The 18,048-nt window shown below is 44.8% G+C and carries 9 protein-coding genes; all 9 read right to left on the bottom strand.

Annotated elements, in window-relative coordinates:
• Window positions 1–436: 436 nt before the first annotated feature.
• Entirely contained in the window at window positions 437–1,696 is a 1,260-nt protein-coding gene (locus C6P39_RS01880; protein WP_104805832.1) for a DegT/DnrJ/EryC1/StrS family aminotransferase, read from the bottom strand.
• 1,181 nt (window positions 1,697–2,877) lie between these two features.
• A complete protein-coding gene (locus C6P39_RS01885; protein WP_408608516.1) occupies window positions 2,878–4,902 on the bottom strand; it encodes a polysaccharide biosynthesis protein in 2,025 nt (674 codons plus the stop codon).
• Between the two features lie 650 nt (window positions 4,903–5,552).
• Complete coding sequence (locus C6P39_RS01895) at window positions 5,553–6,782, bottom strand: zinc ribbon domain-containing protein (protein WP_104802591.1); 1,230 nt, start codon at window positions 6,780–6,782, stop codon at window positions 5,553–5,555.
• A gap of 666 nt (window positions 6,783–7,448) precedes the next feature.
• Entirely contained in the window at window positions 7,449–9,887 is a 2,439-nt protein-coding gene (locus C6P39_RS01900) for a glycoside hydrolase family 2 protein (RefSeq protein ID WP_104802592.1), read from the bottom strand.
• 180 nt (window positions 9,888–10,067) lie between these two features.
• Window positions 10,068–12,626, bottom strand: coding sequence for a glycoside hydrolase family 2 protein (locus C6P39_RS01905; protein ID WP_104802593.1), 2,559 nt, complete (start codon window positions 12,624–12,626; stop codon window positions 10,068–10,070).
• 16 nt (window positions 12,627–12,642) lie between these two features.
• Entirely contained in the window at window positions 12,643–13,584 is a 942-nt protein-coding gene (locus C6P39_RS01910; RefSeq protein WP_104802594.1) for an aldo/keto reductase, read from the bottom strand.
• A 219-nt stretch (window positions 13,585–13,803) separates the two neighbouring features.
• On the bottom strand, window positions 13,804–16,269 hold the full coding sequence (locus C6P39_RS01915) for a glycoside hydrolase family 2 protein (RefSeq protein WP_104802595.1): 2,466 nt from the start codon (window positions 16,267–16,269) through the stop codon (window positions 13,804–13,806).
• Between the two features lie 8 nt (window positions 16,270–16,277).
• Complete coding sequence (locus C6P39_RS01920) at window positions 16,278–17,102, bottom strand: carbohydrate ABC transporter permease (protein WP_095173661.1); 825 nt, start codon at window positions 17,100–17,102, stop codon at window positions 16,278–16,280.
• Between the two features lie 4 nt (window positions 17,103–17,106).
• Window positions 17,107–17,994 carry a carbohydrate ABC transporter permease gene (locus C6P39_RS01925; protein ID WP_095173658.1) on the bottom strand — a complete coding sequence of 296 codons (888 nt, stop codon included), beginning with the start codon at window positions 17,992–17,994 and terminating at the stop codon, window positions 17,107–17,109.
• Window positions 17,995–18,048 lie beyond the last annotated feature (54 nt).

Below are 18,048 nucleotides of genomic sequence, written 5' to 3' on the forward strand. Positions count from 1 at the left end.
TTGTCTGCGTAATTAACATACTTATTTCTGTATGCCCTCCGCATCCTTTCAGCTTCCTAAATCTTTTGCTAACGAATTTTTGGGGACACGTGAATAGACCAAGTCCGGCCTCACCACTGAACTATATCCTTTACCTTACGTGAAAAATCAACATGGTACATAAGGCGTTCACGGATAGAGATAGATTCTTTTTGTATTCCCTTGTGTGAATGTACTGGATTTTCGGAATGCCACTGAAATGTGCATCTCGTGACTTATTCACATGACTGAAGTCCGAGAGCAGAATGAGTGTCTCATAGCCGTGTTTCTTAAGATATTCATCTATGTAAATTAACCTTCCTTCATACCACGCAAAACAAGCAATCAAGATTTTCCGTTTCTGATTTCCTATTTTATCCCCCATATAAGCCAATATTCTTTCAAAGCGAATCTATGTTTACTCAAAACAAGCCCATATGATTTCAATCACTTTATCCTGCTCATTGGCAGTCATCTTGTTATCGCTCGGCAGACACAGTCCGCGTTCGAATATATCCATACCCACATCCAATGGCAAACCATCCACACCGACAGTTCCACCACTTATGTATGCATTGTTCTTGCACCGGCCATTACCCTCACGGGTCACGAAGCCATTCATTCTGTAAATTGGCTGCATGTGCATCGGCTTCCAGATCGGTCGGCCTTCCGCGTTATACTTTGCCAGCGTCTCTAGAATCTCTGTCGAACAAGACTTCCCATGCTCTGCAATGTATAGAGCTTCATTCTCTGACCTTACCTGCTTGCACATCGCATCTTCATCAATAATCAGGCAAGACAGCCAGTAATTCGCAACTCCCTCTGTATTCAGCGGATTCATTTTAACCGGCAGATCCTTGAATCCTTCACGGTACCGCTCATAAATCGCTTTTTTCTGAGCAATATGTTCTTCCAGATACGGCAATTGTCCGCGGACAACACCTGCAATGACATTACTCATGCGGTAGTTATAGCCAATTTCCTCATGCTGATACCACGGCGCATTCTCGCGGCTCTGTGTGGACCATTTGCGCACCTTATTGGCAACTTCCAAATCATCCGTCAACAACATTCCGCCGGACGATCCAGTAACCACTTTGTTACCGTTGTAACTAATTATTGAGAAATTTCCGAACGTGCCGGTCTGTTTTCCCTTATATGTAGCGCCGAAAGACTCGGCTGCGTCCTCCACGATAACAGCACTATGCTTATCACAGATGGCTTTAATTTCATCAATTTTTCCAGGAGTGCCGTAAAGATGCGCCACTATCACGACTTTCACATCGGGATAAATCTCAAATGCCTTTTCCAGAGCCACAGGGTCCATGTTCCAGGTATCATACTCTGTGTCGACGAACACCGGTACGCCCCCCTCATATACAACCGGGTTGACAGTTGCATCGAACGTCATATCTGAGCAGAATACTTTGTCCCCCTGCTTGATACCTGCTAATTTCATTGCGAGATGAAGTGCAGCTGTTCCACTGGAAAGAGCTACTGCATACTTTCGGCCAATCTTCTCTGCCGCCATCTGTTCCACTTCGTTGATGTTCTTTCCAACTGTAGACATCCAGTTAGTCTCAAAGGCTTCGGTCATATATTTCAACTCATCTCCATGCATCGTGGGGGAGCTGAGCCATACTTTATTTTGAAACGCTGTAAACTCTTTTGTGATCATAATCTGTTCCTCTCTCTGGTGTTTCTCTAAATTTGAAACCACAACCGCTTCCCAATAAATATATGTGGATACTATACCGTGGTTAATTAATATATTCCCATGTATTCTCTAACTTACTGTGAACTTCTTATTCCCGTAGGTTCTTCGATTGTAAACCCTACCCGTCACATTTTTATTTCCATACCATTTCCGATTGAAAGTACCATTCAATCCCAACCCGAAAAGTCAATAGATTTCAATAAAATCGCCGTTTTTCACTTAACGAAGACAACCTATTTTCGGGCTTTTCAGCTCTCACAAGCCCCAATTTTTCCATTATTTTCCCGCTACAATCATATTACCGTAAGTACTCCGATTGAAACGGCGTTGGAAAGCTACTGTGAGAGCTAATAATTTATGTATTATTATGCATATATCCACCATTTATCGCCCTTTTACACCGCTTTTCTGCATAAATTATCGATTATATTCTTCACTCCGACCAAACTGATAATTAAAATTTTTCCGAATGTGCCTGTTTTCTTACCTTTATATATAAAATCAAAGTATTATGCTGTATCCTCAACGTTAACTGCACCGTGTTTATCACAGGTAATTCTTATTTCCTCAATCTCTCCGAGCGTGCCATGCAGATGTGTCACAACCAAAACCTTCATATTAAGATACAACTCAAAAACCTTTTCCAGTGTAACAAAATCCAAATATCATTTAATATTCTATTCTGTATCCATTAACACAGGCATGCCGTCCTCATAAACCACAGGGCTGGACGATGTGTCAAAGATAATACCTGAGCAGAACACCTTCTCCCCCCTACTTGATATCCACTAACTTCTTAGAGAAATGTAATACAACCGTATAACAAGAAAAAGCTATCATGTACTTACAACCAATTTTCTCAACCACCAAGTGTTCACATTCTAATATTTTTACTAATTACAGATATCTAATTGATTCGATAGACTTTAGTCATATATTTAACTTATCTTCATATATTATCGGAAAACCAGGAGGTTCATATACGTTCCCATACATTATTTAGAATTAGTCCCATCACCTCTTCTTTAAATGCCTTATAAATAAGCACTAATAATAACTTTTATGTCCTATAAATTTAGTACAGGGCTAATACTTCTTCTCTAATCCACAATCTTTCTGTTCTGGACGTTTTCTTACATACTCTACTCATCTAGTAATATGTTATTACGCTTTATCCCACCCTCCATACTATATGTAGGCACCACCCTCCTCACCAACTCCCGGATATCCTCCCAATTCCCATAACTAGCCTTCGCCAGCTCTTCCAATTCTCCCAAAAACTTCTCCGTATCAAACGGGATTGGACTCCCAATATGTATCAGCTTATTCGGCGTAGTCTTCATCCCTTCCTCCGCCATCAGCTTCTCCTCATAAAGCTTCTCCCCAGGCCTCAGCCCAGTATACACAACCGATATATCCACATCCGGCTTATACCCCGAAAGCTTTATCAAATTCCTTGCCAGCGTATCGATCTTCACCGGCGCCCCCATATCCAGAACAAAGATTTCTCCACCCTTCGCATACGTCCCCGCCTGCAGTACTAGTCTCACCGCCTCCGGTATCGTCATAAAATATCGGATGATATCCGGATGTGTAACCGTGACCGGCCCTCCCGCCTCAATCTGTTTCTTAAACAGTGGAATCACCGACCCATTACTTCCCAGGACGTTTCCAAAACGGACTGCCACAAAATCAGTTGGCTTCCTCTGTCCTTCTTCCGGTTCCGCACCTTTTTCCCTGGTAACCGCAGCCATACCGTAATCCGCTTCTTCCTCATGCCCGTTCAGATTCGGCAGAACGATCGGTCTGCCCAGTTTCCCCAGCCTGTCCATAGTCTGAATCACCATTTCACAAAGCCGTTTACTCGCTCCCATGATATTCGTAGGATTGACCGCCTTATCGGTACTGATCAGCACAAACTTCTCGCACCCGCTCTGCAGTGCCGCGCTGGCAGTCTTATATGTCCCCAAAACATTATTCTTTATGGCTTCACAAGGACTCGTTTCCATCAAAGGCACATGCTTATGTGCCGCCGCATGATAGACCACATCTGGCCTATACTCAGCGAACACACTGTTGATCCTCCTGCTGTCCCTCACTGACCCGATCAAAACGACCAGGTCCAGCTTCGGATATCTCCTCCTCAGCTCCTGTTCTATGTCATAAGCATTGTTTTCATAAATATCAAAGATGATCAGCCGCTTCGGACCATGTGCTGCAATCTGCCGGCACAGCTCACTCCCTATAGAACCTCCTCCACCGGTAACAAGGATTGTCTTATTCCTCAGCGCCTGGAAGATTTCCTCCATATTGACCTTGATCGGATCCCTCCCCAGCAAATCCTCCACTGCCACACTCTTCATCTTGCTAATCGACACTTCCCCGTTCACCAGCTGGTAAATTCCCGGAAGTATCTTCATTTCACAACCAGTCTCCTTGCAGATATTGAGAATATCTCTCTTCTCCTCAGCCGAAGCACTGGGAATTGCCAGTAAAATCTGGTCGATCTTATACTTCTCCGCACTCAGCAGGATATCATCCCGATTCCCAACAATCGGAATCCCCTCTATGTAACGCCCCATCTTATTCGGGTTATCATCAATAATGCAGCAAACCTTCGCCTTCACCTCACTGGCCCTGTTCAGATCCCTGATTATGATCTGTCCTGCAGCTCCCGCTCCGATCAGCATCACCCGATGTAACACGGTATCCTCTTCACTCTGTTTATTCCGATTCCGTTCCAACAAAATAAACCGATAAGAAAACCGAACAGAAACCGTAAACACAAACTGCAGCATGATCCCGAACAAATAATAAGAAATCGGCATCCTCCTAAAAAACAAAGTGATCCCAATGATCTGAAACAGTCCGGTGACAACATTCGCCGCCCCGATCCGGAACAGCTCACTGAAACTGGCAAACCGCCAGACACTCTTATACAGCCTCAAAGCCCAATAAACCACGATACTAAACACCGTATACCACGGCGCAAACTTCAAAAATGCCCCCAGATAAACATCCGGAATCAAAGAATACCTGCAGTCAAACCTAACCCACAAAGCCAGCATAAACGCCGCGTTCACAGCCACAACATCATAGAGCATCAGCCAAAGCGCAATTGTCTGCCAATGTTCCATAACCTTCTTTTTCTTACCGGCCTTTTGCATCAGCTTTTCCTGGACCCTGTCTCTTTCCTCATTTGTCTGTGTAGCTTTCCATTTTCTCTCCTCGTCACCGGTCATACCAGAGCGTTTTCCTCTGCCACTGTCATCTCCGGTATCTTCAGTACCACGAATAAACGCCTCCTGCTCATCATCCTCTCTCTTCCTGTCTCCGGAATTAATTTTCGCCAAGGCAAACACCATCACAAACAGGAACAGGACCAACAGGAGCAGCAACACAATGATCATCTGCCACATAATTTCTCCCCTCCAATTTCCAAATCTCTTTATAACTTTTTATAAATACACAGTACCATCATTGTTACGAGCCATGATCCATGCAGAACGCCTTTACCACAAAATTTTGGTCTGACTGATAATACTGTCTTTCCATAAGCACATTAAATGCGCAGACTTGTCGAATAATTGCTTTTATTACTTTGAATATTGTCTGTCCAACTACGAACGGACAATTCTCTGCTGACCCTTCACGGAGCCAGCCGGCGATATTCCACCGAAGAGCAGTTGCCTCTGGCATCTGTTCTTTTCCGGTTTTCCGGTATCTATATAAGGGTGAAGAACACACCTATATACCATCACATCATCTAACTTATGACTTATTGATAATCTCCATAATATTATTACTTATCAAAATATCAAATATTTATTTTATTTAAACAGCCTCTCTTCTTCCTGAAATCCTCCTGGCATTTTCTCCCAAGATTCCTTGCACTGTTCAGAAAACGACTGCCTTGATGACCATTTTCACACAAATATTGACTTCCCTGCTTCTTTACACTTCCGCCACATATGGCACACCGGCTGCTTGTATGATCTGCACTGTGTTCCAGTACAATGATCCCTGCCTCCCATGCCTTATATTTCAAATATGCTCTTATCCTGCTGCTCAAATGCAGCGGCGTAAAATTACCAGAGCGATACTGTACCATTCTGCTGAAATCCGTATTGTACAGTGGCAGGACTATCACTTTCACTTCTTTTTCCACACAAAAATCCACAATTTCGCGGCTTACTTTGTGTGCACAGTATTCGGACAGGTTTTTTAAATGTATGTAATACTTTTTATTCGGCAGCTCCACATTATCTTTATCTGTATACTGTTTGGAAAATTCTATCTTATCCAGAAGCCTCCGGCATTGATGCCGGTATGAATCACCGCCCCGGCAGGTACGGACTGCTAACTGCTTCCCGTCGCCGTCCAATACACAACACATGGCGAAAATATCTGTATTTGTAAATTGAACACTGCAGATCGTATCGCCGCTTTTCATTCGTTCCTTTGCATTTCTTGCATCTGTTGTTTCCTGTTTTACAGGAACATGAAGCCAGCAGATTTTACTGCCCGGAACAACTGACGGAGATAAAACCATAGCATTTGCCGGAAACGGGATTCCCTTCAGCCGGCATTCCATCCAGTGCCAGCTGCTGCCATCCCAGACTTTTAACGTGATTCCGGTATCTGTAAATTCTCGATACATTCCTTTGAAATAAGTAAGTGAAGCATCAATGGTTTCAGGCAGAAGCGAATCATATTCCTCCGTCTTATCCGCAGACCGGCTCAATCCCAGATGACTTTTCAGACATCCAATAGCTTTATTAATAGCTGAACGCCTAAAATAGAGCGGCACTTTGGAAAAAGGAAGGGGGTATACCGGTTTTCTTCCATCCCTGCCTTCTATTGTCAGACATTCCAGTTCTCTCTGCATTTGAAACGTATTAAGATTCCAAAGCTCCTTCCGGTGTAAAAGCAGATGATAATAAAAGTTCAGAACATCCCGATAATACCCTTCCGTACTGACAAACCACTCTGCATGGGAACATCGCAGTTGATATTTTATTGTCTTAATGCAAAATCCTGTTTTCATCCAATTACCTGTTTTTTAAGTGTCGCATTTTTCTAAGAAATGCGGCATTATAGAAAAAAGCCGGCTAAAATGGCACTTTCAAAGCATCTGACCATTTTACTGACCACTTATTTTAAATTAAGGGGATCTTAAAAGAGAAGTGGATGTATAAAAAGACATCTAATTCCAGTTCCATTTGGAAATAAGACACAGATAAAATAAGATTGAGAATTTAATAAATATGTACCATTATTTTGACCACTTATAGAGAATTTCTTTGAGCTTTAAAGGAACTTTCATTCTCTTATGCCTTAGAATTGCCTTAATTGCCTTAGAATCATGGATTACAAATAGAAATCATACAAACCAAAGCTCCCGTAAATATATTTTTACCAAAGACAACACCAGGCCAACTGAAAATCCGCTATATTTTTTTTGCATATTGACTTTATCAGCTTTTAGCGTTAAACTAGGATACGACAAAAAACAAAAATAAGTATTTTGTTAATACTTTTTTTGCGATTCATCTTGCCGCATTTCTTAGAATATTACGTCAAAAACAGTATGATATCCTGGTATTTTTCGCATAAACCGATATTTTCTCTCAATTAAACCCATATAAAAAAAACCATACAAAAAACCGATGCGCATCCCATAACAGAAACACGCACCGGCTCAATAACCTTTTTAATTTTTCATATAATCGACAGTGATCCCCTTCTCCCAATAATACGGTTTGATCTGCACGATTCCTTTCTCATGTCTCCCGTAAACCTTAATCTTCTTCTCCACTCCCGGAAGCAGGTCAAAATAATTTTCCTCAAAAAGCCAGCCAAACTCTTGGCCATCTTCTCCTCCGCACAGTTCCACGCATCTTGCAAAGGTATCTGATTCCAGCACAAGCATTCCCGCCTCAACTCTGCAGGATAATTCGCCTCTGTCCGGAAAAGAAATCCTTCTTTCCATTTCCGCATAATCCACTGCTTCTGCCAGCAATTCGCCTTGTCCGTCCACTGCACGCGCTGCAAGAACACAATCTTTTTTAAACTGTCCGAAAATATCCAGATTCCCCACCTGCACTGACTCATCGGGACCACAGAAAAATGGCATTGTCATTTCACGTTCCACCCTGTTTTTTGTCAGGCTGAAAAGCTGTACTTTCACACTTCCTTCTTTTTTCCCGACTGTGTCGTTTACAGCCCACAAAGTAATATGATTTCCACTAGAAAAAGAAATCTGAAACGGTTCGTAGGCTCTCTTCAAAGCATAATATGCCCGCATAGGCTCATTAAAATAGTCCACAACCCCGTAAGAAATAATATTGCTGTTATTATTGAATTTCCAAAGCAGATGCCCTTTTGTCTGCCGCTTCCTGTCTGCATCGGTCTCCGATCTTCCCCGCCGGAATCGCTCCACATCTCTTTTGATATACTCACTGTGAGCCATGCCGATACGGTAAATAAGTTCCTCCGCATTTTCCGCATCATAATAATGCTCCACAGGCCCTAATTTAACCGCCCCGTCATTGGTATTATGCAGATTCCACGTTTCCGGCCAGGCCAGGGGCTTTCTTTTGGTACTGATATTCTGATACCCGGCAGGCCATAGTTCCTCCGGCACCATCATCCTTTTCATGGTTTTCAGTTCAGGGGTCGAAACTCTGCAGTTTTCACTTAGAAATACCGGATATTCCCTTCCCGGTACAAACCACAGATGGGTATATCCATGGGTATCTCCTCCGGACGGATCATTGGAAAATGTACCTCCGGACGGCGAGGAAATATGATAATATCTTCCGGCATCCAGTTCCCGGCAGACCTCCGGAAAAACTTCACAGAAGATTTTTTCTCCAAAACAATACGCTCCCTCATACTGCATATCCCGGGACCAGTACATTTCATTTCCCCCGCACCAGAGAAGGATAGATGGATGATGCTTCAGTCTTTTCACCAAATGTTCCGCCTCCCGTCTGCACATGGAGAGCATTTCCTCCTCCTCACTGTACATATGGAAACCCAGGTAAAAATCATGCCACAGCAGTATTCCCCTTCGGTCACACGCATTATAAAAATCATCATCCAGGATCTCACTCTCACCCCAGATGCGGAGGCAGTTGAAATTCCCCATTTCAGCCAAATCCAGCAGTCCATACAGCTTCTCTTTCACTCTGCCGTAACATCCGGTCATGGTATCTGCATGTGCCAGGTTTGCCCCCCATAGTTTCAGCGGCCTGCCATTGACCGTAAATTCCATATCCCCTTTCTTTTCAATCCTTCGGAAACCAAACTGCCGTTCATAAGTATCCAGAACAGCCTCTCCCACCTTTTCTGTCACATGTAAATGGTAAAGATTGGCTTCCCCGTGAGAACGCGGCCACCATAATTTCGGATGCGGCACAGTGATCTCCAAATATTCCGTATGTGCTTTTTCTGTACCCTCACATACAAGATCTCCCTGCATATCTGTTATCCTATACTCCAGCATCCGATCCGTCTGGGGATGAAAATAAGAAAAGTCGACCCGCACGCGCCCCTCCTCCCAATTTTCTCCCAAGCTGATATCCATAACCCCTTCCCGGATTCCATCCTGCTCCACCTTTTCCAGATAAATATCTCCGTAAACTCCCATTCGGATCAGATCCGGTTTTGGTCCGGAAAACTCATGATAGCCGGAGCGGAAAACCCTGGCTTTACAGAATTCTGGTACTCTGTCTTTGTATTTTTCCGGAAGTGAAATCTTCTCAATCTCGGGCCTGGGTGGATTCACTCTCAATTCCAGGACATTTTTCTTCTTCATACAGGGAACTTTTTCAATAACCAAGGGCATATACACACTTTTGTTTTCCCCTGCCAGTTCATTGTTCAGATATATATCAACAAATGTATCAAGCCCCTGAAAACGAAGGTTCCATTCTCCCGAACTATCTTCCACCTCAAACTCTGTTCTGTAACACCATTGTGTCTCCCCAATCCATTGATCTTGATTGATTCCTGTAATATTCGGATTGGAAATCAATTGATGATCCAGCAGAATATCATGGACCTGACTCGGCATTTCTTTTATTTCCAGCTCTTTCTCATCCGGCCCCTGTAGTTTCCATTCTTTCCTTATTAAAATGCGTTTCATCTGCTTCCCCTCTCCACAGTCGACAATCCCGCCGCTGCCCTATATGTTCTTTCCTATAGCTGATTTTTCGTAACAGTTCAGACAGGTCTGCGCATTTACTGTGCTGACCGTACGAAAAAGTAGTGCCAGCTTTATCCGGCCCATCGCGAAGCGATTCTTAATGGCTGGATGCGTAACGGTTCAGCTTGTCTGAACTGTTACGATTTTTCTGCAGCACCCATACTGGGATTTCACATAAAGCGTCCCGTACTCCTTATTCCCCAGAACTTTCACCTTTTTCCTTTGTCCCGGAAGCATATCAAAATAGTTATCTGTGAACAGCCAGCCGAACTTGTCTCCATCCTGTTCACCGGCAATCTGTACACAGCGCGCAAACCGTTCTGCTGTGATCACCAATTCATCCCCGCTCAGTTCCAATTTTAAATTGGGTTCCGGAAATTCCAGATGTCTTTCAATATCTACATAATCAATACATACCACCGGCTCCTCTCCATCCTCTCTGCAGAGAACCGCAAACAAAATACAGTCCTTTGAAAAAAAGTGAAGATCCGCCAAATCATCAACCGGTACTGCATCACCCTGAGTCACGGTTATTTTTTTCTCTTTTATCTTTTCTGTCTGCCCGCTTATCAAGTTGAGAATTCCATATTTAACAGTTCCTGATACGTCTGCTGCAGAGTCATTGACACCCCACAGACGAATGCTCTCCTCTTTCTGAAAACACAGCAGCACCGGTGAAAATACCCGTTTCAGAGTGTAGTAGGGAATATAACCTTCCTGGAAAAAATCAATGGCAGCACAGTAGATCTTAGGCCATGTATCCACCAGTTTACAGGCAAAATACCCTTTAGAACGCCCGGAAAACACTTCCGGATTTCTGCTTCCGATCCTTACCTGCTCGCCGTACCTCCTGATTTCTTTTCCATAAGCGGCACCGAAACGATACAGGAGATCATCTGCATTCTCTGCATCGTAAAACTCCCAGTAATCTCCGGTTTTCCGCTGTCCCTGTGCTGAGATATGACTCCGTTCCACCCAGGTATCCGGCATAATATTTCCGTTTCCGGGCAAAACCTGTCCTGTAAATCCTTCAGGCCAAATGCTTCCCCGGATCATTTTTTCAAGACTGTGTCTCACCGGAGGCGCCGTTCTGATATGCTCACTGATAAAATTCGGATAGGATTTATAAGGGTATTCCCACACACAATCATAGGTATGCAAATCTCCCTCCCTCGGGTCATTGGCCCACTCTCCCCCATACGGGGAATTGGGATGATAATATCTGCTATTGTCAAGGCGCTCCACAATCTCCGGAAAATCCTCCAGAAAAATCTCTTTTCCATAGGGAAAACATCCCTGAAATTCAGCTCCCATTAAGGTTTCGTTCCCTCCACACCACAGAAGCAGGGAAGGGTGATGCCTGAGCCGTCTCACTAGATATTCTGCTTCCTTTTTGCAGAAATCCCTTATTTTTTCACTGTCAGGATAGGCGCCATGTCCCAGAAAGAACTCCTGCCAGACAAGGATTCCCCGTTTGTCGCATTCATCATAAAATTCATCCGGCAACGGTATGCCTTCTCCCCAGATACGAAGCGTATTCATATTGGCATTCTCCACCATCTCGAACAGACGTTGCTCCCGCTCCGGCTGATAACAGTGGGTGTACCCCTGCAGAGGATCCAGGCTTCCGCCAAATAATCTGACCCTTTTGCCATTGATACAATATGCAAAAGGTACTTCCATCCGGATTCTGCGAAATCCTATCCTTTTCAGTATGCGGTCACAGACTCTCCCATCCTTTTGGATTTCGATACTTATTTCAGCCAGATTCTGTTCCCCGAACCCTCTGGGCCACCATAAAGGCGGCGTATCCACTGCTATTTCTTCCCGGATATGCCAGCCGTCACAACTTATATCAGGACTGAAACTTTGTCTCCCGTTTCTGCTCTGTGTTTCGACTCCGCATTCCCCGGGAAACTCCCAGTGTACCGTCAGGGTATCCGGTCTGCCTGTGCCTCTCATCTCTATAGTGAGCACGCCGTTTCCATCCTCTTTAAGCCCGGCCTCTATGAAATCCTCCTTTATTTCTTCCTCCTCATGATACACCAGAAAAACCGGACCATAAACGCCTACCGGTGTAAAGTAAGGTACGGCACCCTGGTAGTTACTTCCCTTTTCTATTTTTTCCGGCGGAAAATCGTGGATCGGTTTCCTGACCGTTTTGCAGCGCAGCACGGAACCGTTCCATTTATCCTCCCACTCCTGTTCCTTCATATAAGAAATAGGACTGATAAAATGCAGATACAAGGTATTCTTTTGTTCCAGTATATCTGTGATATCAAACTCTGCAGGAAGATAAAAGTCCTCACACCTTCCCAGTTTTATGCCATTGAGATAAATATCAGCTATGGTATCCAGCCCCTGAAACCGTATCCGGCATTTTCTGCCTTTTTCTCCTGAAAAGCTGCATCGGTATATCCAGTCCGATTCTCCTATAAAAAGCGCTTTCTCACACCATCCAAGCCTGAATTCTTCCGGCAGGAAACCATGGTCATACAAAACATCCTGTACCTGTGCAGGCATCTTTTCAATGGATATCCAGTCCCTCTCCCAAACTGACCGTTCCTCAATATACGTCCTATCCGGTTTCCTTTCAAATATTTCTTCAACCGATATCCGGTCCGTTTCCTTACCAACCTCTTTCAGACTCCACCCGCTTACCAGCTCCACGTTTTTCATAAAATATTGCACCCAATCAGAACACAAACCCTTCTGTCCCTTTTAATTTTTCCATCACGCTGGCATCCAGCACAATCCCACTGGCAGATACATTCTTTTTGACCTGGGATGCATTTTTTGCACCTGGGATCACACAGGAGATTCCCGGATAATTCAGGGCATAGGCCAGGGCAAGCTGTGCCATGTTCTGTACAGGCTCTTTGACACAGGAACGGATGATCTCCATATCCTTTTCCACTGCTGCAAAACGCTCTGCCGTCCAGAATCCTGCCCTGTTGTCTCCCTGTAAAAACTTAGTGTCCACTGCATATTTTCCGGTCAGAATACCGCTTGCCAGGGGCTGGCTGGTGAGAACCGGAATATCTCTCTGTCTGGCAATTTCCACTACTTCCAGATTGGATTTATTTAGGATATTGAAGGGGCATTCCAGCGCCTCGATGACTCCTTCTTTATCCTTCTCGAAGGCATGAAGGGTATCCGCAGCGCCCCACATGGCAAGCCCGCAGAATCTGGCTTTTCCTGACTGCTTCAGCTCTTTCATGGTATCCAGCACCTGTTCTTTGTCCTGCCATCCGGCATCCGGTACATGAAGAAGGTAGACGTCCACATAGTCTGTCTGCAGTCTTTTGAGACTCTCATCCAGGCACATTTTCAGATATTCTCTGGTGAAATTTTTACTTCTTTCGGGCACCCGGAAATTAGTACCGCCCTTTGTTACGATCACCGCTTCGTGGCGTTTCCCTGCTAAAAATTTACCAATCAGCTCCTCACTGTGCCCGTTTCCATAGGAATCACAGGTATCAAACAGATTCACACCTTCCTCCCATGCACATGCAAGTGCCTCCATGGACAGGGCATCATCACAGCCTTCTCCCCATCCGGAGCCGCCGATAGCCCACGCGCCAAAACCAATTTCCGATACCTTCAGCTCCGTTTTACCAAATCTTGTATATTCCATAGTTCATTCCTCCAGATTTTTATTTTTTAAATTGTACTCTAATGCCAGGCGGCATTTCCGAACAATACGCCATGACAGGCGGCATTTCCGAACAATACTCCATGACAGGCGGCATTTCCGAACGATACGCCATGCCGAACCGCCATTCCCGCGCCGAAGCGCGACCGCTTGCGATCATCCTTCTCTTGCGCATCCCGCCGGGAACGCCTTGCGGAAGTCTTAAACATTCAGTTCCACATACCTTTCGTCATATACAGCTTTTGCCGTAATTCTTCCGCTTCTGTGCGTTTTCCCATATCCAACCCTCTTAACTTCACCGGGAAACAGATCAAAAAAATTATCCTGAAAATCCCACCAATAGGCATCTCCATCTTCCTCCCCGCACAATTCCACACTTCTGGCAAACCGCTTTGCTCTGAGACAGATCTCATCTTTCTCTTTCCATATTTCAAGTCCTGACTGAGGGAATGCAAGATGCCTCTCAATATCAACAAAAGTATGGTTTTGGGCTGTCACCGTTCCCTTTGTATCAAAGAAAGTAACTTTCACGATCTTATCCCGTGTAAACTGGCCGAAAGAATCCAACCTTCCCGCATAAGCACTTTCACCCGGCTTACATATTACAGGAAATTCTTCCTTTTTCACATAACAGTTGGTCTGCATATCAAAAAGTTCCGCCGTGATCCGTCCTTTTGCAGATACCCCTGTATCATTTACAAGCCATACATGCAGATGATCCGCTGCCTCTACCTGTACACTGAGTGGTTCATACGCTCTTTTCAGATAATAGTAAGGCATTTTCTGCTCCAGATAAAAGTCCAGCACAGAACTGTATATATGGGGGAATGTAGTATTCCACTTCCATATAAAATGTCCTTTGCAAATCCTGTCTTCTGTGCCCGCGTCTGCTTTTCTTCCTCTTCTGTACCGCTCTACTGTATCTTTGATATACTGTCCCGCCGCTGCTCCATACTGATAGACCATTTCCTCCGGGCTCTCTGCCTCGTAAAACGCTTCTATGGCAGGTATCTTTTTCCAGGATTCCGCAGAGGTAATAGATTCATATTCCTTGGGCCATGGGAGGCCGCCATGTCTTTGCACAGTCGGTGTTGGAAGTGTATCCTTTTTCAGGTAACGTTTCAGGGACTTTACACCCGGAAACGATACTCTCAGATTTTCACTGGCAAAGATAGGATGATTGCTCCCCGGCACATACCAGGAATTGGTATAACTGTGGGTGTCACCCTTTCCGGGTTCGTTGGAATAGCTGCCGAAAAACGGGGAATTCACATGGTAATATCGGTCGGGATCCAGCCTTAAGCACAGCCTTTTCAAATCATATTCAAAAAAATCTGCCATGAGATATTTCTCCTGCGGTGCTGCAAAATCACGGCTCAGATAGCATTCATTCCCTCCGCACCAGAGCAGTATGGATGGATGGTGTTTCCTGCTCCTGATCATATGTTCTGCTTCCTGCAGTATCTTTTCTCTCACACATTCCACATCCGGGTACTGAGCATGTCCGCAGAAAAATTCCTGCCACAAAAGAATCCCGTTTTCATCCGCGAAGTTGTAGAGAAATTCCCCAAAAGCTGTCCCTTCCCCCCAAATGCGGAGCGTATTCACATGGGCATCCTTGGCAAGGTTCAGGAGCCGCCGGATCCTCTCTGTATCTTCACAGAGTGTATAACCCTGATCCGGTGTCAGATTGGCGCCCCATAACTTAACTGTCTTTTTGTTAACCTGGAAATCCAGCATACCCTGCACCGTGATCTTCCTAAATCCAATCTGTTTTTGGCATGTGTCTATGACCTGTCCGTCCCTTATTAAATCCGCCTGCACGCAATACAGATCAGGGGTTCCGTAACCGGCCGGCCACCACAGATGCACATCCTCTATCCTTGTAAAAAAGCCCTCGCCGGCGTTCTTTTCCTGTTCCCATATCCGTTCTTTGCCGTACAGGATCCTTACTCTGACGCGGTCTGTAATAATGCTGTCCTCTTCTCCCGCCACCACAGGATAGACCTGGAGCTTCACCGTATCAAGCGTTTCGTTCAGCGCATAATCCACATCCATTTCTTCCAGCCGCAGTTTGTCAGGTATTTCATATAACACAGACTTTCCAAATACCCCAACCTTATAAAAATCCGGGTCATTTCCCAAATATGTAGTAAAATCATGAAAGGTTTTTCTCAGAAAACGGCAGGGTTCCACCGTTCCCTTTGCCAAAACATCCTTATACTTCTCTTCTGTTTCTTTCAGCACCTCCCCAACAGGACGGAATATAATTTCAAGTGTATTCCTTCCCGGCCTTACCAGTGCGGAAATGTCCAGTCTGCACGGCAGATAGCAGTCATTATGTCTGCCTGCCAATTCCTGATTTACCCGGATCTCCGCAAACGTATCCAGCCCTTCCAGCAGCAGAACATATTCTCCGCTCACCTTCTCCCCTGATGCATGATCCGTGCTGCACCATAAGATCCGGAAATCTGTGCTGTATATCCAGGTCTTATCATTGACCCATCGGCAGTCTTCGGTCTTTCCCCACTGATAGGAATCGCTTATTTTTCCGTAATGATATAAAATATCATGGACCTGCATAGGCATGCTGGGTATTTTCATAGATTCCCCGCTTCCCTGCCCCTGAAGGAACCAATTATCTGTAAGTATTCTTTCTCTTTTCATACCGCCGCTCACCCCTTTACACTGCCGGCTACCAGTCCGCGAATCAGATGTTTGGAGCCAAAGGCAAACAGGATCAAAATGGGGATGGTACCCATGGACAGCGCCAGGATCCTTGCCGCATAATCGGTTCTGTACTCACTGCTGATCAGGGCAATGGAAAGAGGAATGGTATAATATTTCTGGTCGCTTATCATGACAAGAGGTGTCATATAATTGTTCCAGGACCATAAAAAGAACAGAAGGAATATGGTGATCAAGGCAGGTTTGATGATGGGCATGATCAGCCGGAAAAAAATACCGAATTCTTTGCATCCATCCACTCTTCCGCTCTCAATGATCTCATCCGGAACCGAACTTTCTATAAATTGGCGCATCCAGAACACACCGAAAGCATTTGCCATTCCTGATACGATCAGCGGGAACAGCGTGTTATTCATCCCAATCCATCTCATCTCCATTACAAATCCCACAAGGCCAAGCTGCTGAGGGATTGCCAGGGTCGCCACAACTACGGCGAAAAGCAGCTTCTTTCCTTTGAAATCGTATTTTGCAAAGGCATATCCCGCAAGGGCACTGACAAGCAGGCCGCCGATGGTGTTGCAGCATGCTACGATCAGGCTGTTTGCGTAATAGAGCAGGAAATTCTGCCGCATGACTGCATGAAAATTCTGAACAAAATATTTACCAAAAAACAGTTTTACACCCGTATACAAATCCTCACTGTAGTGTGTGCCCATGATGATCATCATGTAAAAAGGAAGCAGAGCACAGACTGACAGGACCAGCATAAACAGGCACATGGGTATTTTCCGTATCCAGGAAGTTTTTCTCATACTCTCAATCCTCCTTTTTCTTACCGTTAACCACACGGAATAACACAAGTGATGCCACAGCGATCACCAGAAACAGACAGTATGCCAGTGCGGAACCGTAACCGAATTCAAAGTTCTTAAAGGAACTGTCATAGAATTTCATTACAACGGTCATAACAGAGCGGTCCGGTCCTCCTGTGGGCTGCCCGGCCGAGTTAAACAAGAGCTGCGGCTCATCAAACAGTTTGAACCCGTTGATCACACTGGTAATGATAACAAAAACGAAAATAGGTTTTAGAAGCGGAATGGTGATCTTTGTAAATCTGGCCCACCAGGAAGCCCCGTCAATTTTAGCCGCCTCGTATAATTCGTCCGGAATCGTGGAGAGACCTGACAGGAACATGATCATTTTATACCCGTAATTTTTCCATATGAGCATAAAGATGACCACTGCCCGTGCTGTCCACGCGTGACCCAGCCAGTAGACAGATTCTGCACCGAACAGGTTCAAAAATGCATTGACAACTCCGCTTTTCCAGTCAAACATAAGCTGGAATATGATACCCACCGCAACGGGTGTGGTTATGTATGGCAGGAAGTTGATCAGCTGCAGCCCGTTTTGTGTTTTTTTGAAAAAGTCCTTTAAAAAGGTTGCAGTCAGGAGTCCCAGGGCAATCTGTATAGGTGTACTGATGCCCAGCAGGATCAAGGTGTTCCATAGTGACTTATAAAAATATTTATCCTGTGTAAATACCCGCACATAGTTCTTAAGCCCCACAAAAGTCATCTCTCCGATTCCGTCCCAGCTTGTAAAACTGACACCAAGAGAAAACAGAATGGGAAACAGGCCAAATGCAATGTAGAGCAGAAAATACGGCAGGATCATTGCATACGGTGCACTTTTTTTAGACATGTTAATTTTCCCCCTTTATCAGAAAAGGACCTGCTTTTCAGGCCCTTTTCCCTA

The organism is Blautia marasmi (genome assembly GCF_900258535.1).
Classification (GTDB): Bacteria; Bacillota; Clostridia; order Lachnospirales; family Lachnospiraceae; genus Blautia; species Blautia hominis.